We start from the raw sequence: 25,734 nt of genomic DNA on the forward strand, positions 1-25,734 counted from the left end.
GTTTCTACCTCCAAGAAATACAATTAGACCGCCAATGGCCGCAATCGCTATCAGCAGAGCAATCTGCAGTCCGTTTCCAGCCTCCCGAATCGGCGAGATACTTCCGTCCGGGTTGACCTTTCCGCTGCGCAGCTAAGCATTCCGCCCAGGATAGCGAGATCGTTGTCGGATTCATAGGCGAATTTCTCGAACAGACTTTCTTTGAATTTCGCAGATGCTCGGCACAACGAATTGGAATTCCCTATGTTTCCTCTTTTTCAAATTAGCCCCCAACGTCCGAAACCCGCACATATTCTCTGTCTGGCCACCAACCGTCCGGGTAATCCACAACAATCCGGTTGTTCTCCAAACGATAAAAGATAGAGTCGATGCCGTTCTGGAAGGGTTCCGAAGCAGTAACGCTGCCGTCTTTGCTCCAAACAAAATCACGCTGGTCATATGCACCGCTTGCTGTGGCGAACACATAGACGCCGCGCACCTCACTGCCATTCGACTCATTGATGATAAACTGCTCTCCCTGATCTCCGTCATCGTATTGGTAAACACCGCACCAGTCTATCACGCTGTCTGGCCCATCCAAATCCTCCGGTGAATTCTCTGGAACCGCGATCCCCAGCACGTTCAACATATATTCCATATCCGTCCGGAGGGATTCCATCATTTCTTCTTTTACGTTTTCAAAACCTTTATCGTAGGCCAACTGGGTGTTTGTGTAAAACAGGGTTTCCTCGCTTTCCGTAAAATTCATCCCATCCGGAAGCTGGTTCATATAAAAGGCGTTGTTTTCATATTGATAGACCTCTCCAAATTCCCCATTCTCGTCAAAGCCATATAAATGAACATACATAGGGGCATTGTCCAGGGAATCATATACCGGAACATACAGGTTTCCGCCATTTTGATAAATGCGGCTGCTAATGGCAGCTTCGTGGTTTTCCTCCTGCTGCCTTTCGCAGAAAAGCTGAACCGCTTCGCCGTTTTTTACTGTCCATACATCAACAAACGGAAAAATACTCTCTTCATTGTTATAGAGCATCACCAATTCCTCAGTGCCATCCTGATTAAAGTCCATCAGATCAATTTTGAATACACCACGTGCACTGCATTCATACTCAGCTTCATCAAACCAGAGAGAGCCTTGATCTGCAAAGGTCTGTTTAACCACATTCGCATACAGCTCGGTGGTATTGACAGTCTCCTGATTATCTATTGAAGCGTCCTGATCGGATTCTCCAAAATAAATAATCGATCCGCCTTGTTTATCCGGGAGGAAGCAGTTATATCGTTCACTAGTTGCATCACCCTGCATCCAGCATGCATCATCGGCTCCAGCATAAATCAAATCCGGGATCCCTTCAACCTTGTCAAAAATCGTTTCCTCCAGAGTCTCTGTATTGAGGAAGTGGAGGGTCATATCCTTATAATAGTAGAGCCCGTTCTCGGAAAGGCAAAATCTGTTATATACGTCATCATCATAGGACGCAAGGGTTTCCGTGTTTCCGTCCTCGATGTTTAACCGGTAAATATTGTCTAAATCCGCATAATATAGATAATCCTCTTTGGAAATAAAGGAGAAATACTTCTCCACGTCATCATCGTCCTGGGATGGCACTCTACCGATTTCCTCTTCCTCAGAATCTACCGCTTTTCGATACAGAGTTTCGCCCATGAGATTATTCTCGATATCGGGAACAAGGTAATAATAGTATCCGTCGTTATACGCTACAAAGCAGGCAGACCCCTCAAGGTCAAGAAAATCCTCCTGTTTGCACAGCTCACCGGTATTCAGATCCAACCGGTAGAAAAAATATCTGTTGCCGAAGATGAGATAATCATCAAGGAAGAAAGCACCTTCCATTTGAGACAGTAGATCGCCATATGTATTGAGTTGCTCATAGCTTACAAGGGTGCCGTTTTCCTTGCCGTCTTTGCTGAGCCAATGAATTTCGAATTCTTCGTCGCCCTGCTCTGTGTAATTTGTGTATTCGATAAAACAGATTTTATCATTCCAGAGGAACATGCAGTGCATGGGATACATACTCCATCCATCGCCTTCAAATTCCTCTGATTCGTAGAGAATCTCCGGCTGTCCGCTCAGATCATTGCTGACCCGCTTAATACAGGGCGCCCAGGTTTCGGTCTCACTTAGAAAATATGTATACTGGTCATCGTAAACAACTGTGGAATATCCCAGATTGATAGAGCCGTCGTTGCCTTTAGAGCCGCCTTTCAGGCCGAACACAAAAATCAACCCCGCGGCAAGAATGACCGCAAGCAGCACGTCGCCAAGAGAAAGGCCGATGATAAGCCCCTTTTTAGATTTCTTTTGAACCGGAGCCGCCGCACCATAGCCCATTTGCCCATTAAAATTAGGCTCCTGCATCAGTGGCTCCGGTTTCGGTGTTTGGATGTTTTCCGTTTCATCCGATATACCTGCCGGTTGCTGCGGCACCGGCGAAGCTTCTTGTGATATCTTTACAGGTGCACCACACACACTGCAAAATCTCGCGTCATCCGACAAAGGATTTCCGCACTTTGAACAGAACATAATCTCTACTCCTCTCGCTTGGCGGAGACAAAAGCAACCCCAGCTTATTTTCCATCCCATTTTACCTGAACCGACAAAAAAGCGCCCCACACAATCAGGTAGTTTTCAGAAAATACTTTGAGAATTTTCTGTACACTACCCTTTTGTGTGGGGACAAAGTTCTCCTCTGCAAATATAATACTAAATAAAAAAACAGAGAAACTAAGCGAGCTGAAAACTTTGCGGAGCGCTTCGAGAAAGGTAGGAAATTATGAAAAAATACACAAAAATTGTTGCTCTCTTCTTGGCTGTCCTTATGGTGCTGTCTCTGTCGGCCTGTGGGAAAAAACTGTCCGTTGGCGACTCTTTACAGATGGGAAATGACGGAGATACTGATATTTGGTGGAGGTTATTGCTGTAGACGGCGATCGTGCTCTTGTAACCAGCAGAAATAGCGTGGATTGGAAATTATTCAATGAGCAATATGAGAACGTTACTTGGGAGACAAGCACCCTCCGCAACTGGCTGAATGATACGTTTTACAACAGTACTTTCAATTCTGAAGAACAATCGAAGATATTCACGACAACAGTTGAAAATCCGGATAATCCGGATTCCGGGGTGGATGGCGGAAATAATACCGAAGATCGGTTGTTCCTGTTGAGCGTGTATGAGGTGGAAGAGTATTACGAACGTGAGGCCTTTCGAGAGGCGTGGCTATCGTCAAAGGCACATAGCTCTGCACAAGAATATAATCCCGATGGGTATATTAGCGGTTTGAGTAGTAGCTGGTGGACACGTACACCCGGAGATGGCGGACTCAGCTTTATCTGCGTTGACAGTCACGGCGAGTTTGAAACGCGTCCCACCGGTCTTGCTTCGGATTTGTACACGAGCGGTATCGTCGTGGCTGATGACAAAAATGGCGCAGGCGTCCGTCCGGCTATGTGGATTCAGCGGTAATTATTTTACAGCTTGATCAATTCGTTTTTCGCTGCATGGTCAATTTCTTCGTTTTGAGGAAAATTGAACCTAAGGAACTCTCTTACGTAAAATGTCCGCAATTGGCGGAATTGCTGACATATACATCATAGAAAGAATTATACTAAAAGAGGTTGAGCATAGTGAAATTAAGAAATTTTCTTTATCTAAATACTAAATTGATTGAAGACTATATAGCCACGATTGATGGCTATACATACGATGAAGAATACAGAGCTACTGCAGTTAGTAGCGAAAATGCATTGGCTGGAAAGGGCGCAATCGGTATCATATCTGGGAACGGGTCGCATGCAGGAAAACAATCTGAGGAAGTGAAACGTTCTGTGCACATTAGCGATGCGGCAAAATTTGAGAAAATTTATAAATATCTCAAATCTTACGAAGACGATGGACTAAAATATTTCGAGTATCTTAGTGAAGCGGATTACGATGTACTGCATCGTGACGATTTCTTGGAAGTCTTGGTAACGGCTCGCTTCTCAAAAATGAAAGAGTTAACTGACAGTGTCAAGAAGATTACAGAGTTGGCAACTGCGCTTGAAAGAAATACCAATCAACAAATTCTGGACGAGAAGGCTACTGAAGCCATGAATGGTTTTTTGGCATTAGGCCAGATGAAATCTGGGAAAGAAATTTCTTGTGTTTTTGAGTTTGATAATGGAAAATACCCTCTAGTCGCTTATCTCGATGGAAACTGTTTTAGGTGCGTGCAAGATAGCTTTGTTGGACAGGCGTACCTATTATGTAAAATTATTCGAAAAGTTCCTAAAGGGCAAAGTATTAAGCTGGATGAAATTTTTGATGATATTAAGAAGCTACCTTTGAATAGGACACAGCGTAGAAATATGCCGAAGAATATGGATAACCCTGTAGAACTACGAGATATTATTAAAGGCCCTGCTCTTGTAGTTCTTCCCATTGCCGTATATCAGTGATAGTAAAGGTGTTTGGTATTGTAGCCGACACTACGAGGAGCTAAATAAGGACTAAAACATACATGGTAAAAAATAAGTGCAAAAACGATATAGAGAGTGAGCCCATTCGTTTAGCTATTCAAGCGGGGATAGTCGCAAGCTGTCTTGTTGTAATTACTGGAGGCTATGAAACTCTTGGGTCAAGCTTTCAGTTATTGGTTAAAAATATTGGCATTAGTCTTGGGCCTATTATCTATGTCGTACATAATGTTAACTGCTAGACTATATGGTTTCAAAGAAAAGAAAGATATGCTGGCGAGAGGGCGACTATATGATTGTTCGGTTACGTTTTACTGGTACATTTTTTCATCACTTCTATATTTGTTTGTAAGCGATTTTATTTCGTATTCAACCGGTTTGAATTTTTCTCAGATCTACGCCATGGTAATGATAGCAATTACGGTAACGATAGTAGTGTTATTAGTTATAAGAATCGTGCAAAAAAGAAAGAAAAAGCGCCAGGAATAGTATATATTAATCTATTCCATTTTCTAAAGCCGTGTGACTTATGTTTGCTCGCACCAATTTCTAATTTTTCGTTGAAAAGGACAATCCCGGGAAAATGGTGCAGAAAATGAGAAATTCTTATTTTTGATAAAAATGTGTGGCTCTATAACTCGAAATAACCCATTCAAAAAACAAGGAATGGTGCAAAACAAAGAAAAATCCCCGAGAAATCGGGGACTTTTCTCACGCCGCACCGCTATCAGTGTGACGTCATAATATGAAGCGGATGACGGGAATCGAACCCGCCTATCCAGCTTGGGAAGCTGGTGTTCTACCAATGAACTACATCCGCGAATGTACTTATTATACTAGAGATACTCTGTTTCGTCAAGGCACAGAAAGCATTTTCGGCAAAAGAAAACCTCAGGAAATCTCCTGAGGTCATTCGTAGCGGAAGGGAGATTTGAACTCTCGACACCACGGGTATGAACCGTGTGCTCTAGCCAACTGAGCTATTCCGCCATAGTGGGGCCTATAGGGCTCGAACCTATGACCCTCTGCTTGTAAGGCAGATGCTCTCCCAGCTGAGCTAAGACCCCATGTGCTTTGAAAATTTTTATTTTATTTTCGACTGCCTATGTAGTATACCCTTTATTGTTTTAATTGTCAACACTTTTTGAAAAATTTTTCAAAGTTTTTCTTTGCACACTGTTTATAGTTTTTTCCTTTGTCATCTTTCAATACCTATGCTACAATAAGCTTAGCGTTTTTAGTCAAAGGAGCGATCCCTATTATGTACTATTTTATTGTAAACCCGAATTCCCGTTCCGGAAAGGGACTGGAAATCTGGAACCGATTAAAGACAAAACTGGAACAAAAACAAATCCCCTACCGCGCTTATCTGACAGAGCATACCGGCCATGCGGCGGAACTGGCGGCGGAGATCTCCTCCCCCCGTTTTAAGGATCCCGAGGCAAAGATATTAGTTGCCCTTGGCGGCGACGGAACGTTAAACGAGGTCGTCAACGGACTTTCTCTTTCCCATTCCGTTTCCCTCGCCTATATCCCCTGCGGTTCCGGAAACGATTTTGCCCGCGGCATGAAGCTTACAAAAACACCGGAAAAGCTTCTGAACCGGCTTCTGGATGGCGGAGAATGCCGCTACATCGACTACGGGATCCTTACCTATATGAAAGAACACCCGTCCCACCGTCGTTTCGTTGTCAGTGCCGGGATCGGATTCGATGCCGATGTCTGCCGAAATATGTTTACCACCAAACTGAAAGGCACCCTGAACCGGCTGCACATCGGAAAACTGGCATATCTGCTCATCGGAATCAAGCGGATCGTTCTCTGCAAAAGCGCAGACGGTGTTCTGACTCTGGACGGCATAAAGAAAATGCGGCTGCACCGGATCCGATTTATTTCTTTTCACAATCAGAAATTCGAGGGCGGCGGTTTCCGATTTGCCCCTGCGGCCATTCCTGATGACGGGTATCTGAATCTGTGTATTGTTTCCGGTGTTTCCCGCCTGGGACTTACCAAGATCCTTCTGGCGTCTCTGTCCGGAAAGCATACGCTCTGCAACGGGGTCCGTTCTTATACCTGTAAAGAAGCGCAGCTCCAGATCGATCAGCCGCTGGAGGTCCATGCAGACGGAGAGTCCTGTTTTCCGCAGACCGAAATCTCTGTCCGTTGTGAAAGGCAGAGGCTTCGTCTGATCCTGTGATGAAATCTCTGTAAAATATTTTTTAAGAATCTTTTAATCCTCTTGCCAACCGAAAAAAAACGTATTATAATGGGGCGAAGTTATTTTAGTTTGTTATCCCTTACGGGAGGAAGGCGATACTGCGTGAAGGCAATCAAAGGCTTTTTCAAAAAATATCCCCAATGCTGGGTTCTTCTCTATGTATTTATTTATTTCCCCTGGTTTCTCTGGCTGGAACACCATGTAACCATCGGAACACCGTTTACAAATATCCACATTGCACTGGATGACAGGATTCCGTTCTGTGAATATTTCATCGTCCCTTATCTGCTCTGGTTCCTCTATGTGGCCGGTTCTGTTGCATATTTCCTGTTCAAACGGCCCAAAAAGGAATTTTACCGTATGACCGCCTTTTTATTCATCGGTATGACCATCTGCCTGGCAATCTGTACCCTGTTCCCTAACGGACAGACCATGCGGCCGCCGGTAAATCCAGAAAAAAATATTTTTTCAAAACTGATCGTCGTTTTATACAAAACGGATACTTCCACCAATGTATTCCCCAGTATCCATGTATTCGCTTCTCTTGGTGTAAATCTGGCTTGGTGGAGCAGCGCTGTCTCCGATGACCACAAATGGATCCGCCCGGTATCAGCAGTGATCGCCGTTTCCATCTGTCTGTCCACCGTTTTCCTGAAACAGCACTCTGTGGTTGATGGATTGGGCGCCATCGTCCTGACGATTATTCTCTATTTTTTCGTCTACCAGCCCGAGTTTTTAAAAGCCTCGGTCAAAGCCGCCAGAGTGCGGAGCAAAAACCGAAAAGCCAAAAAACTGTTTCTTGAAGATTAAGAATTGACCTGAATGTTTCTGACGGAAATGCCTTCCCGGCATTTCCGTTTTTTCTTCTGCTTATAATCATCCCCGAAAGCTTTTTCAGCCCCCAAACCTGCTACTGTCTCTTTTTCAAAATCCGGCAGACTGCCAGCAGCACTGCCGAAGCGAAAAAGATTGTTCCGAACACGCCAGCCGGCATCCGATCCCCGGTAGAAACCGTTCTTTTCGCGTTTCCATTCTTCACCGATACCATTCCCTTTGACGTTTCTGTTTCAGGCACGATTTTCGTGGTTTCCGGCTCCGTCTGTCCGACAGTTTCAGTCTCGGCTTCTGTTTCCGGTGGTTCTTCAACCGGTGTTGTTTCCTCCGGTATTTCTGTCTCCTCTGTGCTTTCGGTTTCTTCCGTTGTCTCGGTTTCCCGGATGGGATCCTCCATCCGGATCTCCAGGATTTCTTTTGAGTCCGGAACCGTGAACCACCGATCCTCCGTAGGCAGATACCCATCCGGCGCAGAAGCTTCGTGAATCCGGTAGCGTTTCCCAGCCGTCAGCTTTTCGATCTGCTTCGGCTCCTCTCCGGAAATCCATTCATCCAGTATATCCCCCTCCGCATTAAAAAGCTGCATGGCTGCTCCCTCCAGCGGTTTCTGCGTTTCCTGATCCACTTTCCAGATTTTTATGTTTGTTCGCTGATCGTTCATAACCACCGGCTCCATATTTCGTTCTGCCGTGAATGTGATCTGCTCCGCTGTCACATAGCCGTCCGGCGCAGATAACTCCGTCATAGTGTAACGTTTTCCCGGAATCAGTCCCCTGATCAGATGTGGCTCCTCTCCGGAAATCCACCGGTCGATCACGGTTCCGGTTTCATCGCACACCTGAAGCTCTGCTCCCGGAAGCTCTGCTCCGGTGGTCAGATCCTGTTTGGAAAACGACACCTCAGTTACAGCCGGCGTAATGGTAATCCGGAGGGATGCAGATAACGGTTCATAAAAGCCGCAGGTCATCAGATCCTGAAGTGTTCCGTCGGAATAAACAAAGCTCTGGCCCATCGTTCCACCCGGCAGCGGTTTTCTGAGCTGTACCGATGCTTCCGCGGCCTCCGTTCCCCTGGCTTCAATCCGCAGTTGGTTTCCGTTTTGAGAAACTGTTGCCGGCCCCTCTGTTTTCACGATCTCCATATCCTCTAATACTCCGTTTTCATCCGTTATGCTAACTGCCTGACCCGCTTCCACGGTAATCGTGCTGCGATCAAACGATGGCACCTTCAGATACTGTTCCACCTTTTGATTCACACTGTCATAATACGTTTGAAGCACCTCCCGGTTCGGGATTCCCGGTGTGATCAGATATTGTTCTCCTGTTTCTCCGTTCCTCTGAGTTAAAAGCTGCCAGATCATGGACTGACCTACCGCCCAGCCATCATATCCCCAGTCGGAATTCATACTGAAGCAGGCAATCAGCGAAAGCCGCTTTGCCAGTTCCCGGTCTCCCAGATAATCCGCCAGATCCGTTTTCGTACTGTGCAGACCGCCTACCCGATCCACATGGGGCTGCAGGCAAAACAGCCATTCTCCTGTATCTGCATCCAGAAAGATCATTCCCGGCGGACTGGACTGGATATGACCGTCTGTGTGATGGATCTTCCATCCTCCCGGTGCATACCCCGTCACATCAGACACCGCGCCATACGCCCTGGCGCGGATTGCCAGTGCCATGGTCAGCAGTACAGTCGTCAGCATCAGTGCAAGACAAAGAGTTCCCTGCTTTTTTCGTGTTTTCAGTTTTTGCATACTTCCTCCTGTTTTTGTTCCCGGAAATGAGATGGACGGGAACATTTGAATTGAATAGAATTGTTAGAAATGAATGTTAGATTTTTCTTATTTTATCACAGATCTGTTTTGATACAATCCATTCGTCTTTCTAAGACGATCTCCGCCCTGAAAAGACTTTTTTCGCCCATAAATCATACTGCGGCGAAGTGAAAGATCATCTCTTCACACTCCGCCGCAGGCAGAGAATCCTGTGCGCAGGATTCGTTCTTATTTACTTCCTGTTAAACCAATTGCTTAAACCAGAGCAACGGTCTCTCTCATGATGGCGATTTCTTCGTTGGTAGGAACAACTGCTACCAGCTTTGCAGAATCGTCTGTGGAAATTACAACTTCCTTACCGCGACAGTTGTTCTTGGAAGCATCGATCTTGATGCCGAGGTATCCAAGATACTCACATACCTTCTCACGGATCAGAGGAGCGTTCTCGCCGATTCCGGCGGTAAATGCGATGGCATCTACACCGTTCATGGCTGCTACATAAGAACCAACAGTCTTTGCTACACGGTAGCAGAAGATTTCGATGGCATCAGCAGCAAGCTGGTTTCCGTCACTCATGGCTGCTTCCAGATCACGGAAATCGCTGGACAGGCCCTTGGTCAGACCGTAAACACCGGACTTCTTGTTGAGCATGTTCAGTACTTCGCTGACAGTCTTGCCTTCTTTGTTGCAGATATACTCAACAACAGCAGGATCAATATCACCGGAACGGGTTCCCATTACAAGGCCCTCCAGTGGAGTTAAGCCCATGCTGGTATCCACGCACTTGCTGTCCTTAACGGCACTGATGGAAGAACCGTTGCCCAGGTGGCATACGATTACCTTGGAGTTATTGGGATCCAGGTTCAGGAACTTGATGGTCTCCTTGGAAACAAAGCTGTGAGAGGTTCCGTGGAAGCCGTATTTACGGATATGGTACTTCTCATAATATTCATAGGGGATACCATACATAAATGCCTTGGTGGGCATACTCTGATGGAAAGCGGTATCAAATACTGCTACGTTGGGCTTGCCGGGCATCAGCTTCTGGCATGCATAGATTCCCTTTAAGTTTGCGGGATTATGGAGCGGTCCAAGGTCACAGCACTCCTCGATCACCTTCAGCACTTCATCATTGATCACACAGGATTCTGTGATCTTTGCGCCGCCGTGCAGAACACGGTGTCCGATGGCATCTACCTCTGCCAGAGACTTTAAGATACCGGTCTTCTCGTTTACCAGAGCATCCAGAACCATCTGGATCGCCTCGGTATGAGACGGCATGGGAGCTTCGGTTACTTCCTTTTCCCCACCGGTGGGCTGATAGATCAGACGGCCATCGATACCGATTCTCTCACAGAGACCCTTTGCCAGTACCTGCTCGCTTTCGGAGTCGATAACCTGATACTTCAGGGAAGAACTTCCGCAGTTTACAATCAATACTTTCATTTTGCTGCATCCTCCTAAATAATTTTCCTCATTCATGTGCCTCGGCACATTCTGGTGCTTCTGTCATTCATTTCCTGTGAAATAAAATAGAAAAAGACACTATTATTAGTTTATCGCTTTTCCTCGCCGGTGTAAAGACTTTTTAACCCGGCCTCTGTACTTTTTTCAATGCGCTCCCGCTCCCTCCGGCGTGCCTCGCTCTCTCTCCTGGAAAACACGCAGCCGCAGTAATCCTGGCGGTACAGGCCGTACTGAGCCGACAGCTCAACCGAACGCTTATAACCGTTCTTCTTTTTAAAGTTGGACGGCAGATAGGACACGCCGTATTCCTCTGCCAGACGTTCTCCGATTTCCATGAGCTTTTCCGCATTCTTCATAGGACTGATGGAAAGTGTTGTACAGAAATAATCATAGTCTCCCGCTTTTGCCAGACTCGCAGCCTCCCGGAGCCGAAGCTCGTAACATTGGAAGCAGCGGTCTCCGCCCTCCGGAACGTCTTCCAGTCCTTTCGCCATGGCATAAAAGGTCTCCGGATCATAAATTCCTTCCCGGAAGTCGATCTGAGCGCCATCGATCTCAGAGGAAAACGCACGGATCAGACGCTTCTGTTCCTCCACCCGTTTCCGGTATTCCTCCTCCGGGCTGATGTTTGGATTATAATAAAATACCGTGACGGAAAAATACCTGCTCAAATATTCCAGGACATAACTGGAACAGGGCGCACAGCAGCTATGCAGAAACAGACGGGGCTTTTTCCCCTCCCGTTCCAGGCTTTCCGTCAAACGGTCCAGCTCTTTCTGATAATTTCTCTGCCCTGCCATGATTCCTCCTTTCCCTGAATTACAAAAGCTGCCTGCTTTCGCAGACAGCCCGTTTTTCATTTACTTCGCGTTTTACAGGAAATCACGGATCCGTTTGCTGCGAACCGGATTTCGAAGTTTCCGGAGCGCTTTCGCCTCGATCTGGCGGATTCGCTCTCTTGTTACATTGAATTCCTTCCCGACTTCCTCCAGGGTTCTCGGATGACCATCCTCCAGACCAAACCGGAGTACAATGACCTGACGTTCCCGCTCCTTCAGATCCTCCAGAAGAGAATCAATATGCTCCCGGAGCATAACCGATTCCACATTTCCCTCTGGCGTTACCGCATTGCTGTCCGCAACGAAATCACCCAGGTTGGAATCATCCTCTTCCCCGATGGGAGTTTCCAGGGAGGCAGGCTCTCTGGCGATCTGCATGATCTCCATAACCTTTTCTTCCGTCATGTCCAGCGCCTCCGCCAGCTCTGACACCGAGGGCTCATAGCCCAGCTCCAAAGTCAGCTTCCGCTGCATCTTGGACATCTTATTGATAGTCTCCACCATATGTACCGGCACACGGATCGTTCGCGCCTGATCAGCAAGCGCTCTCGTTACCGACTGGCGGATCCACCAGGTCGCGTAGGTACTCAGCTTATACCCTTTTGTATAATCGAATTTCTCAACGCCCTTGATCAGGCCCAGATTGCCCTCCTGAACAAGATCCAGAAAGCTCATCCCACGGCCTGTATAACGCTTCGCGATACTTACCACAAGACGGAGGTTTGCCTCGATCAGCCGCTCTTTTGCGACCTGATCTCCCTCTGCCTTTCTCTTCGCCAGCTTTAATTCTTCTTCCGCCGTCAGAAGCGGAACTGTTCCGATCTCTTTTAAATACATTCTGACCGGATCTTCCGTTCCGACACCATCAAGAAGATCAATGGCGTCTAAATCAATATCCTCTTCGTCTTCCTCTTCAGGAGAAAACCCGTCTTCATCCGTGCCCAGGACCATGTCATCATCAATGGCCAGTTCATCATTCATTACACGTAAGACATCGATCCCCTTGCTTTCGAGATAGGTGATAATATCCTCGATCTGTTCCACAGACAGCTCGACTCCCGTAAAGGCGTCGTTGATGTCATTCATATCGAGGGTGGACTTTTTATTCTTCCCAAGTTCTACAAGCTTCTGTAACTGCTCTGTAAATTTTGCTTTTTCCGCTGCTTTTTCCACTTGCCATCGTCCTTTCGCAAAATATCCCATATTGAAATATCAGTATACTACCTTTTTCGGCAAATGTAAAGCACTTTTTTTACTTTCCTGGATTTTCCTGTCCTTTTTTGACAGCTCCGGTCTTTTTCGGGCGGGAATGGGTCATTTTCATAATCTGAACTGCCTTGCAGCAGTTCTCAATCACCACTTCCTGCCGCTTTCCTCCAAACTCGCCGTCCAGCGTCCATTCCACCGGTTCCGCAAAATGAAACTTCACCTTTGATGCTGAAAAATGACGGACCAGCCTGGACTTGTGCCCATTCTGCAAAAGACTGGTGATCACATCGGGAAGCTGAAGGATATTCTGAGGATTTTCCACCAGAAGCACCTCAAACTTCCCATCATCCAGTCCCACATGCTTTCCGTTCAGTCCCTTGAACCCGGCAATCTGATTGGCATTGCTGACCATGCCCACCAGCACATCCCCTTCATAGCGCTCCTCATCAGCCTCCATGACGATATGACGTGCCTTAATGCCTCCGATGCTTTTGGCTCCCTCAATAATATAAGCCGGATGACCGAGTACCGCCTTTAATTCTCTCGGTGTCTTATACGGCACATCAATAAAGGCCCCGAACGCTGCTACATAATCGAAATACCGTTCATTAAATCTGCCGATATCAATGGGACAGGCTGTCCCCAGAACGATATTCTCCGCTGCCTTTACCATATCTCTCGGAATCCGGTGGGTAGCTGCAAAATCACAGGTGGTTCCGGCCGGAATATAGCCGATCATCGGCTTTTTCTCCATTCCCATGACCCCGGAGATCACCTCATTCAACGTTCCGTCACCGCCGCTTCCGACCACAAGATCCTTTTCACCGCCCCGCTCTTCCACGACACGCTTTGCATCAAGAGCGCGCTGAGTCACATGAACCTCCACCTGATAACCGGCTTTGATAAACACATCTAAAATATCCATGAGCTTTGTCTTGATCTGCGCCTTTCCGGACTGCGGATTAAAGACAAAGAGCATTTTTTTCTCCATTGTAAAAGACCTGCCTTTCCATTCTCAATCAGAAATTTTACACAGTTTTTACAATGTCGTCAAGCATTCCTGTCCGTTTCATAAAACTTTTAGATTTCCCTGACGGCTTCCTTCATGCGCTTCACATAATCCGCCACATAGGGGACGGCATCTGCTCCATGCTCAGCCACGATCTTCACAATAGCGCTTCCCACAATGGCTCCATCGGAAACTTCCGCCATTTTCTTTGCCTGCTCCGGGGTGGAAATTCCAAATCCTACCGCGCAGGGCACGCCGGAAACCGACTTTGCCAGGCTCACCATCTCGCCAATATCCGTGCGGATCTCGCTTCTCACGCCGGTAACACCGAGGGAGGATACACAGTACAGGAATCCCTGCGCTTCCCTGGCGATCAGCTTTACCCGTTCATGAGAAGTGGGTGCTACCAGAGAGATCAGATCCACGCCATATTTCTCACATTCCGGAAGGATCTCTCCCTTTTCCTCATACGGAAGATCCGGTACGATAAGACCGTCCAGCCCACACTCCCGGCATTTTTTCAGGAAGGCTTCTTTTCCATAGGTATAAATAGGATTCACATATGTTAAAAATACTATGGGAATCTCCACGGTTTTCCGCACCTTTGCCACCAGGTCAAAAAGCTTGTCTGTGGTACATCCTGCAGCCAGCGCCCGTTCATTGGCATTCTGGATCACAACGCCCTCTGCTACCGGATCCGAAAAGGGAACGCCGATCTCGATCAGGTCTGCGCCTGCCTCTGTCATGGCATAGATGAGCTGTTCGGTGACATCCAGGCTGGGATCGCCGCCGGTCACAAAAGGAATAAAGGCTTTTCCGTTTTTAAATGCGTTTCCGATTCTACTCATAAAGTTCAACCCCCCTGTATCTTGCAATGGCAGCCACATCTTTATCGCCGCGGCCGGAGATATTTACAACTATGATCTGATCCTTACTCATTTCCGGCGCCAGCTTTCTTGCATATGCAACCGCATGGGCACTCTCGATAGCCGGAATAATACCCTCGGTTCTGGAAAGATATTCAAAGGCGCTTACCGCCTCCTCATCCGTGATGGGCACATACCGGGCACGTCCCGTCTCGTTTAACATGGCATGCTCCGGCCCGATTCCCGGATAATCCAGACCCGCGGAAATGGAATACACCGGTGCGATCTGTCCGTACTTATCCTGGCAGAACAGCGATTTCATCCCATGAAAGATTCCAACGCTTCCGTTTGCCACCGTTGCCGCATTCTTGGGATTATCCACACCGAGGCCTGCTGCCTCACAACCGATCAGCTTCACCGATTCATCGGGAATAAACTCATAAAACGCTCCCATGGCATTGCTGCCACCGCCAACGCAGGCAATCACTGCATCAGGAAGACGTCCCTCCTTCTCCAGTATCTGTGCCTTGATCTCTTTTCCGATGATCTTCTGGAAATCACGGACGATCATGGGAAAGGGATGAGGCCCCATAACGGAACCCAGCACATACAGTGTATCATCCACCCGTCTTGTCCACTCTCTCATGGCCTCGTTGACGGCATCCTTCAGCGTCATGGTGCCGCTGGTAACCGGGTGCACCTTCGCACCAAGAAGCTCCATACGGAACACGTTGAGCGCCTGCCGCTCCGTGTCCTCCTTACCCATGTAGATCTCACATTCCATGCCCATAAGCGCCGCTGCTGTCGCCGCCGCCACGCCATGCTGTCCGGCTCCTGTCTCGGCGATGATCCTGGTCTTTCCCATCTTCTTGGCCAGAAGCGCCTGTCCCAGCACATTGTTGATCTTATGAGAACCGGTATGATTCAGATCCTCTCGCTTTAAATAGATCTTCGCTCCGCCAAGATCCTTTGTCATCTTCTCTGCATAATAAAGAAGCGACGGACGTCCTGCATAATTTTTATACAGATCATCCAGTTCTTTCTGAAACTCCGGATCATTCTTATAATGCTCATATGCCTGATCCAGCTCTTGAACTGCATTCATCAGCGTTTCGGGAATATACTGGCCGCCGTATCTGCCATATCTGCCTGCCTTCATTGGTTTCCTCCTGTTCTTGCCGCCTGCATAAAAGCGGTCATCTTTTCCTTATCCTTATATCCGTCCGTCTCCAGACTGCTGGAAACATCCACGCCATAAGGCTTTGCTTTCTGTATAACTGCCGTTACATTTTCCCTGGTCAGACCGCCTGCCAGGAAAAACGGCTTTGTAAGCTCCGGGATCAGGCTTAAATCAAACCGCTCCCCGCTTCCTCCGTAGACATCCTTTGTATAAGTATCCAGAAGCAGATACTCGCAGGGAAGCGTCTGAGCCTCCAAAACCTGCTCCTTACTCCGAACCCGCACCGCCCGGATCACGGGACGGTCGATCCGCTTTTTTAATGCTTCCATGTAAGCGCGGTCCTCATCACCGTGAAGCTGCACCACATCGATGATATGCTCCCCGCAGAGGGCTTCGATCAGCGCCGGATCTTCGTTTACAAAGACGCCGACCGCTTTGATATCCGGGATCAGCAGTCCGCTTAGCACCTCTGCCTGTGCGATACTTACCTGCCTTCTGCTCTTTGCAAACACAAAGCCTGCAAAATCCGGTCTTAACCGGTTCACGGCCAGAATATCCTCTGCCCGGCTCAGTCCGCAGATCTTAATCTTCGTCATTATCCACGCAGCTCCTCTAACATCTGTTTTTTATTGCTGCTGCGCATAAAGGTCTCACCGATGAGCACGCCGTTGACCTTTGCCTCCCGCAGCACCTGGATATCTGCCGCCGTCCTGATCCCGCTCTCTGCCACAAATAAGATCTTCTCCGGCACCAGGCAGCGAAGTCGTTCGCTGTTATGGATATCCACCTCAAAGGTTCTCAAATCCCGGTTGTTGACGCCGATGATCCGCGCCCCGGCCGCAACCGCCATGCGGATTTCTTCCTCATCATGAGCCTCCACCAGAGCCGAAAGTCCAAGGCTGTCACAGATTCCAATATACTTCTTTAAGGTTTTTTCGTCAAGCAGTGCGCAGATCAAAAGCACACAGGACGCACCGATCGTCTTCGCCTGATAGATCATATACTCATCAACCGTAAAATCCTTCCGGATAATAGGAATCGAGACCTCCCCGGCGATAGCCGCCAGATATTCATTCCTGCCCATGAAATATTCCGGCTCCGTCAATACGGAAATGCACGCTGCCCCGGCATCCTCATACTCCCTTGCGATTTCCAGATAGGGAAAATCCTCGGCGATGACTCCCTTGGAGGGAGACGCCTTTTTCACTTCACAGATAAAGTTGATGTCCTGCTGCCGAAGGGCCTGCTCAAAGGGAAAGGTCTTTTCCTCATCGGCAAGCAGCATGGCCCGCTCCCGCATCTGCTCCGGTGTTACCTGTAATTTTTCCTGTTCCACACGCGCTCTTGTGCATGCGGCCAGGGTATCAAGAATCTTTGTCATCACGTTCTCCTATTCTCTGGAAAGGGCCACATATTTTTCAAGCTGCACCCTTGCCCTTCCGTTGTCCAGTATCTCCTCGGCCTCTTTCACCGCATCTGTCAGAGTGATTCCGTCCCTTACCATATAAATGCAGGCCGCCGAATTTAATACCACCGCGTCACGCTTCGGCCCCTTCTCTCCGTTTAAGATCGACATGGCAATGGCCGCATTCTCCTCAGGATCTCCGCCGATCAGCTCGTTCAGGCTGCACTTTTTCAGACCCACCTGCTCCGGCTCCAGTACATAAGATTTCAGAGTTCCGTCCCGCAGCTCACAGCAGGTTGTCGGTGCGCTTAAGGTGATCTCATCCAGTCCGTCCTGTCCATGGACCACGATAGCACGCTTTACACCAAGCTTCAACAGCACCTGTGCCAGCGGCTCCACCAGCTTTTCATCATACACGCCAAGAAGCTGATAATTGGCTCCGGCAGGGTTTGCCAGCGGCCCTAAGATATTAAAGATGGTACGGATCCCCAGCTCCTTCCGAACCGGTGCCACAAACCGCATGGCCGTGTGGTACGTCTGGGCAAAGAGAAAGCAGAAGCCGATCTCATCCAGGATCTTCGTGCTTTTCGCCGGACTGATCGTGATGTCCGCGCCAAGCGCTTCCAGCACATCTGCCGCCCCGCATTTGCTGGATACGCTGCGGTTTCCATGCTTTGCCACAGGGATTCCCGCCGCCGATACGACCATGGAGGAAATCGTAGAAATATTAAAGGTTCCCACCTCGTCGCCGCCGGTTCCCACGATTTCCAGAACATCCATGTCATGGAGAAGCCTGGTGCAGTGCTTCCGCATGCCAGCTGCGCAGGCCGTAATCTCATCAATGGTCTCTCCCTTCATCCGCAGTCCCGTCAAAAAAGCTCCCATGTGGATCTGAGACGCTTCACCGCTCATGATCTCATCCATGACCTGCTCCGCCATCTCATAGCTTAAATCATTTCCGTTTACGATCTCATAAATTGCTTCCTTAATCATGCTGGTTTCTCCTTCTGTAGTCCTATTTTAAGAAGTTCATCATCATCGTTTTTCCGTCCGGTGTGAGCACCGATTCCGGATGGAACTGCAGCCCATAGAGGGGCGCTTCCCGATGCATGACCGCCATCACCTCGCCGTCATCGGTTTCTGCAATCACCTGTAAGCATTCCGGGATCGTCTCCCTTTTGGCTGCCAGGGAATGATATCTTGCCACCGGTTCCTCCTCCTTCATACCCTGAAAGATCGGCGCCGACAGATCCAGCCTTGCCATACTCTGCTTTCCGTGCATAAGGGCCTTTGCGTAGGTGACAGTCGCACCGAACACCTCACAGATGGCCTGATGCCCCAGGCAGACACCCAGGATCGGGATCTTTCCTGTCAAACGCTGCACGACCTCCTCGCAGACGCCGGCATCTGCAGGCTTTCCCGGCCCCGGCGATAAAATGATGTGGCTGGGCGCCATGGCTTCGATCTCTTCGGCTGTATACTCGTCATTTCGGATCACGCGGATCTCTTCCTCTGTCACCGAACCGGTCAGCTGGACCAGGTTATACGAAAAGCTGTCATAATTATCGATCAGTAAAATCATGCTTCCACCTCCCCGGCTCTGCGGATGGCCTCGATCACTGCCCCCGCCTTGTTGGCACATTCCTCATATTCCTTTTCCGGAACGCTGTCTGCCACGATTCCGGCTCCGGCCTGGACATAAACCTTATTATTTTTCTTAACGGCAGTCCGAATGGCGATGCACACATCAAGATTTCCCGAAAAATCCATGTAGCCGATGGCTCCGCCGTAAACACCTCTGGCAATCGGCTCCAGCTCGTCGATGATCTGGCAGGCCCGAAACTTGGGAGCTCCTGAAAGGGTTCCTGCCGGGAGAAGCGCCGGAACGGTATCACAGCCATCCAGTCCCTTTTTCAGCGTTCCCGTTACCACCGAAGCAATGTGCATCACCTTGGAAAACCGATGGATCCGCATATAATCCTCCACCTGAACGCTTCCATATTCAGCAATCCGGCCAATATCATTCCGCGCCAGATCCACTAGCATGTTGTGCTCTGCCCGCTCCTTTTCGTCTGCCATAAGCTCCTGCTCCAGCGCCAGATCCTCCTCGACGGTTCTGCCGCGCTTTCTCGTCCCCGCCACCGGAAAGGTCGTCAGCTTTCCCTCATAAAGCTTTACCATGGTCTCCGGTGATGCTCCTGCGATCTGAAGATCATCGCTCTGAATAAAATACATATAAGGCGACGGGTTGGTTGTCCTGAGAACCCGGTAAGCATTGAACAGGCTGGCAGAATAATCTGCCTCAAACCGTCTGGAAACCACTGCCTGGAAAATATCGCCCTCTTTAATGTATTCCTTGGTTTTTTCCACCATGGCGCAGTACTCTTCCTTTGTCATGTTACAGGTAAACTCCGGTGCTTCTGTGACCGGCTCCCGCTCCATAGGGATCGTTTCACGAATCATATGAACGATCTTGTCGATCTCCAGCACCGCTGCATTATAGCCCTGCTCGCCCTCCTCGGTTCTGGCATTGACCACTACACAGATCTTCTGGCGGAGATGGTCATAGGCGATGACCTTGTCAAAGAGCATGAGATCAAAATCATTGAACTCACTTTCCTTCAGCTTCAGCTTTTTTTCTGCGTAACCATACATTTCATAGGCGAAGTATCCGACAAATCCGCCGGTAAACGAAGGCATTCCCTCGATCCGCGGCGCCCGGTATTCCTTCATAAGCCCCCGCAGCACCTCCATGGGTTCACCGGGGATCACGGTTTTGATCTCCCCGCTTTTTACGGTCACACAGCCCTGCTTACAGGTGGCATGGAGGATCGGATGGAAGCCCAGGAAGGAATAACGACCCCATCGCTCTCCACCCTCAACACTCTCCAGGAGATAATAATGCTTATCCAGTCTCGACAGCTTCCGAAGAAGATTGATCGGGGTCACGACATCGGCGTAGATCTCCCGGCAGACCGGAACCAGGCTGTAATCCTTCTGATACTGTTTGGTCTCTTCATAGGTTGGTGTTACCATGGCGTCCTCCTTAACTACTCATTTCCTGTGAAACGGAGCGTTTTTTGTTTCCTGAAACGTACTTTCCTGTGAAACAAAAAAAGCCTTCATCCCTCTTCTCCAGGGACAAAAGCCTCTAACATGCTTCTGCGATACCACCCTCATTGGCACTTATGCGCCCACTCTGTCACATACCATCATATGTGCCTCATTTTTAACGGCTGAGGTTCCCGTCGAAGCCTACTGAGCAATGTGCCGTTCGACCCGCCCTCTCAGGTCCATTCAATCTGTTCCGAAATACCGGCTCACACCAGCCGCCGGCTCTCTGAAATTTCTTTCCTGATCTACTTCTCCTGATCATCGGTTTAAAGTGATACTTGATTAAGTTTTTCTAATTGGTCTTAGTATAAAACCGCAGTTTCCATTTGTCAAGCAAAAATTTCTTTTCGTATCTGATGAAACTTCTCGTTGCGCTTCCTCTCATGATACGCTATACTGAATTAGGATTTTCCCTGAGAAACCTATTTTTTTATTTCTTTTTCACGGAGGAACGTATGAAAAACCAAACATCCAGCAGCATCGGAAACATTTACCGCCTGGACGGACGGGTTCCGGTCGCCAAGGCAATTCCCTTCGGCCTGCAGCACATCCTGGCGATGTTTGTGGCCAATTTAACCCCTATTTCCCTGATCGGTGCCGCATCAGGCTTAGGCAGCGGCCAGATCGCCATTCTGCTCCAGAACGCCATGTTTGTGGCCGGAATCGCCACCCTGATCCAGCTTTATCCCATCTGGAAGGTGGGCGCAAGGCTTCCCATTGTCATGGGCGTCAGCTTTACCTTTGTCACGATTTTAAGCTATATCGGTGCATCCTACGGCTATGGTACCGTCATCGGGGCCGTTTTAGTGGGCGGTATCATCGAGGGCGTCCTCGGACTTCTCGCCCGGTACTGGAAGAAAATCATCACCCCGGTGGTGGCGGCTTCCGTGGTAACAGCCATCGGCTATTCCCTCTTCACCGTCGGAACAAGATCCTTCGGCGGCGGCTATGCAGAAGACTTCGGCTCCGCCCAGAACCTGATCCTCGGCTCCATTACGCTGCTTACCTGCCTCTTATTTAATATCTTTGCCAGGGGCTATCTGAAGCAGCTGTCGGTTCTGGCAGGACTGGTCGTGGGCTATGTTGCTGCCATTATCATGGGGCGGGTCGATTTCTCCCAGATCTTCTCCGGCGGACTGATCGCCTTCCCTCATCTGCTTCCTTATACGCCTGAGTTTCATCCCGGTGCCATCGCTTCCGTCACCATCATCTTTCTGGTATCGGCAGCGGAAACCATCGGTGACACCACTGCCATGGTCTCCGGCGGTCTGAACCGGGAGATCGAGGATCATGAGATCACCGGCTCTCTGGCCTGCGACGGCTTCTCCAGCGCCCTCTCCTCTCTGTTTGGCTGCCCGCCCTTAACCTCCTTCAGCCAGAACGTGGGACTGGTCAACATGACGAAGGTCGTAAACCGGTTCACCATTATGACCGGCGCCGCCGCTATGATCCTGGCCGGACTTCTTCCGCCCATCGGCAACTTCTTCGCCAGCCTCCCCGAATCCGTTCTCGGCGGCTGTACCTTAATGATGTTCGGAACCATTCTGGTCAGCGGAATCCAGATGCTTGCCAAGGCCGGCTTTAACCAGCGCAACATTACCATCGCTGCCCTGTCTCTGGCTGTCGGCATCGGCTTCACCTCCGCCAGCGAAGCGGAGATCTGGCACATCTTCCCTCAGGTGATCCAGGATGTTTTCTCCGCCAACTGCGTGGCCGTGGTCTTTGTCATGGCAGTGATCCTGAGCCTGGTACTGCCGGAAAATATGGATATCGAAACAACACAGAAGTAAACGGACAGGCAAACCAATTCGTTTCCTGTGACAAAACAATGCTCCCGGCCATTGCGGTCAGGAGCATTTGTCTTATATTTTACTGATTTTATGCTGCCGATGCGTTGGCATTGATCCGGTCGATCACGCTCCTGATCCCCTGCCATACGCTCAGATCAGTAAATACATCAATAATACTTCCCTGTTCCGTAAAGGGCAGCTCCTGGAGAACCGACAGATCCTTCATCATTCCATTATGCACAATAAACTCAACAATCTGATTCACAAAATAAATTTGCCGGCTGTCCAGCCTTGTCTCGTCCAGATAGGCAGAAAACGCCTCCTTCGCAGCCGCCATGTCCAGCCCGACAATTTCACGGACAAACTCTCCCAGCGGCTTCTGTCCATACTCCGCTTCATAATCCTGCTTTGTGCCGACTTCGCTCCACAGGATTTTTTCAAGCTCCTTCACATCTGCCTCCTTCAGAGGAACATTGTTCTTTAACTTGGCAATCACTGCATTGTCCTGATGCTGGCGTACATAATATTCTGCTTTCGCCTTATATGCTTTCAGATCATCGTTTTCCAGCTCCGCCCCCTTCCACTCCGACGAAAGGATTTCGTCATCTATATCGATATCAAACCTCCGGTGCTCCACCGGAAGATACTTGATCAGGTCACGAAGATTTTCCCGGATATGTTCAAACTCTTCGATTCCAGCCTTCTCCACATAATCAGTATGAAGAATCTGCCCGATCAGCTCCGACTGCGCCATAATCTCCGGAACATTGGCTATTCCGGCAATGGCAGCTGCCTTTTTCATCAGCTCATGACGCCCCCGGCTGTAGTTCTTTCCTGCCAGATAAGCCAGTTCAATCCCATACATCAGCGCATCAAACCGCAGTGCCTTCGCATCGTACTGTTCCGGTTCAATGAGCGGAGCAAGTTCCTGGCGGATCATCTGCGTATCTTCAAACGTCAGTGTCTGATAATTCTTCTTTTCCGCATACCGCTCCACATACTTTAAGTGCTGGCGGACTGCAAAATTCTCCCGGTTCAGTTCCTGTACCTTTCCTGCCATGTGCGACACCAGCCTGTCACGATATGCCGTCAGGCGTTTCGTCTGATACTGCAAATCCTGTAACTTATAGGAAATCTCAAACTCCAGGCTGAAAATGGCTCCCTGCAGCGCAATCATATTAGCAGTAGGTTTTCCTTTATTCATGCGGAAAAACTCAAAATTTCCGCAGAAATCAAAGATATAAAACTTCTTTTTGTCCTCCCCGTCCAGAAGCTCCGGACAAAGGCGGGTTCCGCGCCCGATCATCTGCCAGAACTTTGCCTTACTCATCACTTTTTTGAAGAATACCAGATTCAGAACCTCCGGCACATCGATTCCCGTGTCCAGCATATCAACGGAAATAGCGATCTGCGGCAGTTTACCAGGATCCGAAAACTCATCGATTGCACTCTGTGCATAATTGATATAATTATCGATCACTTTCGCATACCCGTTCAGATTCGGATACTCCTTCCCGAATACCTCCAGAATCTTCTCCGCATGCGCATGATTTTTCGCAAAGATAATGGTCTTTCCGATCTTATTTCCATAATCAATTTTCAGTCCGTCCCTCATGAGCACATGCAGAACCTCCCGAATGGTGTCAGCATTGAAGATCCACTCATTCAGGGCAGACGAACCGATCCGTTCCGGCAGTTCCCCGTTCTCATCCACAAAGGTTCCCTCATAAACTTCCTTATCCTCTTCCGAAAGCTCATCATATACGATCCCCTGCTGAATAAATTTCAGGGTTGTTTCCACCGACAGAAAATCAACCAGAAATCCGTCCTGTACCGCCTGAGCCAGCTCGTAGCCATAAGTCGGAACCCCATTTTCCAGTTCAAAAATCTCATAGGTATTCTTGTCGATCTCATCCTTCGGCGTTGCCGTCAGCCCCACCAGCGGCGCATCAAAATATCGGAAAATATCACGGTATTTGTTGTAGATCGAACGGTGTGCTTCATCACAGATCACCAGGTCGAAATGTCCACAGGTAAACAGCTTTCCCTCCTCATCACGAACCGCATCAATGCAGTTCATCATGGTCTGATAGGTGGAGAATACACAGTGTGCCCCATAATTTTCTTTTTCTTCGCAGAGATTTGTTACGGAAAGATCCGGCAGCAGATTCACAAAGCTTCGTTTTGCCTGTGTAACGAGGGAATTTCGGTCCGCCAGAAACAGTACGTTTTTCACCCAGCCCTGTTCCAGCAGAACCTTTACCAGCGCAATGACGGTACGTGTTTTTCCGGAACCGGTCGCCATTACCAGTAACGCCTTGCGGCGGTTCTTTTTTCCAAAGCTGTCACACACCGCCTTGACCGCCGCCTCCTGATAATAGCGGCCCGCGATGGATTTATCCACCGTAATATAAGATAAACTCGACCGCATTTTCCGCAGATTAAACAGCTTTTCCAGATCCCGCTTGGAATACATGGCTGCCACTCTCCGCTCCGGATACTGCCCGTCAATGATCCTTGTCTCAAATCCATTCGTCAAAAACTCCACCGGTCTGCGTCCCTGCATCTTCTCAATGAGATCTGCATACAGCTTCACCTGCTGTCTGCCCTTGGAAACATCCACACAGGTACGCTTGGCCTCGATCACTGCCAGCACTCTGCCATCGTCTCCCAGCAGCACATAATCGGCAAATCCCACCTCCGAACTGTTCTGCATCCCCGGAATTTTATACTCATTGAGCCAGTTCTTCCCCTCGATCCAGCCAGCCTCGTCCAGCATGGAATCAATATAAAGCTTCCTGGTCTTATACTCGGAAATATCCAGAGGCTTCGGCACATACGTCTGCTGCTGTTCCTCACGTCGATTTGTCAGCTGCTCCCGGAGCGCTGCGTTCTCCTTCATCAGCTCGTCCAGCTTCAGCTCCGTTTCCGGCGGAATCACCGGCTCTACCGGCTTTTCTTCTAACAGTGCCGGATCAAACGCCCCTTCCGAATACTGATCCGCATAACAGTACGCGACAAAATCCATGAAAATATATAGATTCTCCAGGCAAAGCACGGCCTGCTCTTTGGAGATTTTCCGCCCTCCATGAGCTGCCGTGTTTCCGCTCTTCCGGATATAATCCATCCGCCGCCGCAGATCCTCATCCACAATATCCCGAAACTCGTCGGTATTCATCAGACTAACCAATTTATCATCCCAAGGCTTCACCAGCACCCTGTCCACCGAATACATCCACTTGATCGCTGCTTCCATCGCCCGGCGGCAGTTCAGAATCGATGCCGTATAATCAATGGGCAGAATCCGCTCCGCCGCAATGGCCGCATCCGCAAACCCATCGAATTTCTTCTCGTTTTTCAGGAAATCGAAATTCGTCATATGTATATCCCCACCTCCCCAATGGTTTTTAGCCGTTAAAAAAGGTTATGTTACCGGCAAATAAATGCTGGCACTTTCTTTCACATCAAGTCATTTCACGCCGGCCCGGCAGATTAAATGCTGCCAAAGTTTTTACTTTATCTGCATTTTCTTTTTATCAACTATAAC

At 48.9% G+C, this 25,734-nt stretch carries 19 protein-coding genes, 3 tRNA genes and 1 other annotated feature; of the genes, 5 read left to right on the plus strand and 17 right to left on the minus strand.

The window, feature by feature from the left end; all coding sequences use genetic code 11:
• Positions 1-262 precede the first annotated feature (262 nt).
• Positions 263-2,608 carry a zinc-ribbon domain-containing protein gene (locus tag ACTQ3K_RS02420; RefSeq protein ID WP_441565404.1) on the minus strand — a complete coding sequence of 782 codons (2,346 nt, stop codon included), beginning with the start codon at positions 2,606-2,608 and terminating at the stop codon, positions 263-265.
• 321 nt (positions 2,609-2,929) lie between these two features.
• On the opposite strand from ACTQ3K_RS02420, the gene ACTQ3K_RS02425 reads away from it, so the two are divergent.
• Together ACTQ3K_RS02425 and ACTQ3K_RS02430 are read left to right on the plus strand one after the other, a co-directional pair.
• Complete coding sequence (locus ACTQ3K_RS02425) at positions 2,930-3,490, plus strand: DUF6273 domain-containing protein (protein WP_441565760.1); 561 nt, start codon at positions 2,930-2,932, stop codon at positions 3,488-3,490.
• Positions 3,491-3,651: 161 nt separating this feature from the next.
• Entirely contained in the window at positions 3,652-4,464 is an 813-nt protein-coding gene (locus tag ACTQ3K_RS02430) for a DUF6414 family protein (protein ID WP_441565406.1), read from the plus strand.
• A 767-nt stretch (positions 4,465-5,231) separates the two neighbouring features.
• On the opposite strand, the gene ACTQ3K_RS02435 is transcribed toward ACTQ3K_RS02430, so the two are convergent.
• The 3 genes from ACTQ3K_RS02435 to ACTQ3K_RS02445 form a co-directional block, all read right to left on the minus strand.
• A tRNA-Gly gene (locus tag ACTQ3K_RS02435) sits at positions 5,232-5,302 on the minus strand.
• A 96-nt stretch (positions 5,303-5,398) separates the two neighbouring features.
• Positions 5,399-5,472 (minus strand) — tRNA-Met (locus ACTQ3K_RS02440).
• A gap of 4 nt (positions 5,473-5,476) precedes the next feature.
• Positions 5,477-5,549: transfer RNA gene (locus ACTQ3K_RS02445), tRNA-Val, on the minus strand.
• Between the two features lie 194 nt (positions 5,550-5,743).
• On the opposite strand from ACTQ3K_RS02445, the gene ACTQ3K_RS02450 reads away from it, so the two are divergent.
• Entirely contained in the window at positions 5,744-6,679 is a 936-nt protein-coding gene (locus ACTQ3K_RS02450) for a diacylglycerol/lipid kinase family protein (protein WP_441565408.1), read from the plus strand.
• A 123-nt stretch (positions 6,680-6,802) separates the two neighbouring features.
• Positions 6,803-7,510 (plus strand): phosphatase PAP2 family protein, encoded by a 708-nt coding sequence (locus tag ACTQ3K_RS02455; RefSeq protein WP_441565410.1) that lies wholly within the window; start codon positions 6,803-6,805, stop codon positions 7,508-7,510.
• A 100-nt stretch (positions 7,511-7,610) separates the two neighbouring features.
• Here the strand turns inward: ACTQ3K_RS02455 and ACTQ3K_RS02460 are convergent, their stop codons facing one another.
• From ACTQ3K_RS02460 to trpE, 12 genes are all read right to left on the minus strand, one after another.
• Entirely contained in the window at positions 7,611-9,287 is a 1,677-nt protein-coding gene (locus tag ACTQ3K_RS02460) for an MSCRAMM family protein (protein WP_441565412.1), read from the minus strand.
• Between the two features lie 276 nt (positions 9,288-9,563).
• A complete protein-coding gene (locus ACTQ3K_RS02465; RefSeq protein WP_441565414.1) occupies positions 9,564-10,754 on the minus strand; it encodes an acetate/propionate family kinase in 1,191 nt (396 codons plus the stop codon).
• 110 nt (positions 10,755-10,864) lie between these two features.
• Entirely contained in the window at positions 10,865-11,575 is a 711-nt protein-coding gene (locus tag ACTQ3K_RS02470) for an epoxyqueuosine reductase QueH (RefSeq protein ID WP_441565416.1), read from the minus strand.
• 72 nt (positions 11,576-11,647) lie between these two features.
• Positions 11,648-12,787 carry an RNA polymerase sigma factor RpoD gene (rpoD, locus tag ACTQ3K_RS02475; protein ID WP_441565418.1) on the minus strand — a complete coding sequence of 380 codons (1,140 nt, stop codon included), beginning with the start codon at positions 12,785-12,787 and terminating at the stop codon, positions 11,648-11,650.
• A gap of 79 nt (positions 12,788-12,866) precedes the next feature.
• Positions 12,867-13,814 carry a diacylglycerol/lipid kinase family protein gene (locus ACTQ3K_RS02480; protein WP_441565420.1) on the minus strand — a complete coding sequence of 316 codons (948 nt, stop codon included), beginning with the start codon at positions 13,812-13,814 and terminating at the stop codon, positions 12,867-12,869.
• A gap of 89 nt (positions 13,815-13,903) precedes the next feature.
• Positions 13,904-14,680 (minus strand): tryptophan synthase subunit alpha, encoded by a 777-nt coding sequence (gene trpA, locus ACTQ3K_RS02485; RefSeq protein WP_441565422.1) that lies wholly within the window; start codon positions 14,678-14,680, stop codon positions 13,904-13,906.
• The gene (trpB, locus tag ACTQ3K_RS02490; RefSeq protein ID WP_441565424.1) at positions 14,673-15,857 is read right to left on the minus strand and encodes a tryptophan synthase subunit beta; all 1,185 of its coding nucleotides are present in this window, start codon (positions 15,855-15,857) and stop codon (positions 14,673-14,675) included. The genes trpA and trpB overlap by 8 nt, the downstream gene beginning before the upstream one ends.
• Positions 15,854-16,474 carry a phosphoribosylanthranilate isomerase gene (locus tag ACTQ3K_RS02495; RefSeq protein WP_441565426.1) on the minus strand — a complete coding sequence of 207 codons (621 nt, stop codon included), beginning with the start codon at positions 16,472-16,474 and terminating at the stop codon, positions 15,854-15,856. The genes trpB and ACTQ3K_RS02495 overlap by 4 nt, the downstream gene beginning before the upstream one ends.
• Positions 16,474-17,259 (minus strand): indole-3-glycerol phosphate synthase TrpC, encoded by a 786-nt coding sequence (trpC, locus tag ACTQ3K_RS02500; protein WP_441565428.1) that lies wholly within the window; start codon positions 17,257-17,259, stop codon positions 16,474-16,476. Before trpC ends, ACTQ3K_RS02495 begins: the two co-directional genes overlap by 1 nt.
• A 9-nt stretch (positions 17,260-17,268) precedes the next feature.
• Positions 17,269-18,276, minus strand: a complete 1,008-nt coding sequence (gene trpD / locus ACTQ3K_RS02505; protein WP_441565429.1) for an anthranilate phosphoribosyltransferase — start codon at positions 18,274-18,276, stop codon at positions 17,269-17,271.
• A gap of 22 nt (positions 18,277-18,298) precedes the next feature.
• Positions 18,299-18,865: an anthranilate synthase component II gene (locus ACTQ3K_RS02510; protein WP_441565431.1), complete on the minus strand. Its 567-nt coding sequence runs from the start codon at positions 18,863-18,865 to the stop codon at positions 18,299-18,301.
• Positions 18,862-20,319 (minus strand): anthranilate synthase component I, encoded by a 1,458-nt coding sequence (gene trpE, locus ACTQ3K_RS02515; protein ID WP_441565433.1) that lies wholly within the window; start codon positions 20,317-20,319, stop codon positions 18,862-18,864. Before trpE ends, ACTQ3K_RS02510 begins: the two co-directional genes overlap by 4 nt.
• Positions 20,320-20,417: 98 nt before the next feature.
• Positions 20,418-20,668: a binding site (T-box leader), on the minus strand.
• Between the two features lie 184 nt (positions 20,669-20,852).
• On the opposite strand from trpE, the gene ACTQ3K_RS02520 reads away from it, so the two are divergent.
• Positions 20,853-22,187 carry a uracil-xanthine permease family protein gene (locus tag ACTQ3K_RS02520; RefSeq protein ID WP_441565435.1) on the plus strand — a complete coding sequence of 445 codons (1,335 nt, stop codon included), beginning with the start codon at positions 20,853-20,855 and terminating at the stop codon, positions 22,185-22,187.
• Positions 22,188-22,275: 88 nt separating this feature from the next.
• On the opposite strand, the gene ACTQ3K_RS02525 is transcribed toward ACTQ3K_RS02520, so the two are convergent.
• Entirely contained in the window at positions 22,276-25,566 is a 3,291-nt protein-coding gene (locus ACTQ3K_RS02525) for a DEAD/DEAH box helicase family protein (RefSeq protein WP_441565436.1), read from the minus strand.
• Positions 25,567-25,734: the final 168 nt, after the last annotated feature.

The sequence above is a fragment of the Candidatus Paralachnospira sp. LCP21S3_A2 genome (genome assembly GCF_052118925.1).
In the GTDB taxonomy this organism is placed as follows: domain Bacteria; phylum Bacillota; class Clostridia; order Lachnospirales; family Lachnospiraceae; genus Lientehia.

Excerpts from the sequence above, each read along its gene's own strand:
- ACTQ3K_RS02420 (WP_441565404.1), bottom strand. The coding sequence starts at position 2,608 with ATGGGATGGAAAATAAGCTGGGGTTGCTTTTGTCTCCGCCAAGCGAGA.
- ACTQ3K_RS02450 (WP_441565408.1), top strand. The coding sequence starts at position 5,744 with ATGTACTATTTTATTGTAAACCCGAATTCCCGTTCCGGAAAGGGACTG.
- ACTQ3K_RS02460 (WP_441565412.1), bottom strand. The coding sequence starts at position 9,287 with ATGCAAAAACTGAAAACACGAAAAAAGCAGGGAACTCTTTGTCTTGCA.
- ACTQ3K_RS02465 (WP_441565414.1), bottom strand. The coding sequence starts at position 10,754 with ATGAAAGTATTGATTGTAAACTGCGGAAGTTCTTCCCTGAAGTATCAG.
- ACTQ3K_RS02470 (WP_441565416.1), bottom strand. The coding sequence starts at position 11,575 with ATGGCAGGGCAGAGAAATTATCAGAAAGAGCTGGACCGTTTGACGGAA.
- ACTQ3K_RS02480 (WP_441565420.1), bottom strand. The coding sequence starts at position 13,814 with ATGGAGAAAAAAATGCTCTTTGTCTTTAATCCGCAGTCCGGAAAGGCG.
- trpA (WP_441565422.1), bottom strand. The coding sequence starts at position 14,680 with ATGAGTAGAATCGGAAACGCATTTAAAAACGGAAAAGCCTTTATTCCT.
- trpB (WP_441565424.1), bottom strand. The coding sequence starts at position 15,857 with ATGAAGGCAGGCAGATATGGCAGATACGGCGGCCAGTATATTCCCGAA.
- ACTQ3K_RS02495 (WP_441565426.1), bottom strand. The coding sequence starts at position 16,474 with ATGACGAAGATTAAGATCTGCGGACTGAGCCGGGCAGAGGATATTCTG.
- trpC (WP_441565428.1), bottom strand. The coding sequence starts at position 17,259 with ATGACAAAGATTCTTGATACCCTGGCCGCATGCACAAGAGCGCGTGTG.
- trpD (WP_441565429.1), bottom strand. The coding sequence starts at position 18,276 with ATGATTAAGGAAGCAATTTATGAGATCGTAAACGGAAATGATTTAAGC.
- ACTQ3K_RS02510 (WP_441565431.1), bottom strand. The coding sequence starts at position 18,865 with ATGATTTTACTGATCGATAATTATGACAGCTTTTCGTATAACCTGGTC.
- trpE (WP_441565433.1), bottom strand. The coding sequence starts at position 20,319 with ATGGTAACACCAACCTATGAAGAGACCAAACAGTATCAGAAGGATTAC.
- ACTQ3K_RS02520 (WP_441565435.1), top strand. The coding sequence starts at position 20,853 with ATGAAAAACCAAACATCCAGCAGCATCGGAAACATTTACCGCCTGGAC.
- ACTQ3K_RS02525 (WP_441565436.1), bottom strand. The coding sequence starts at position 25,566 with ATGACGAATTTCGATTTCCTGAAAAACGAGAAGAAATTCGATGGGTTT.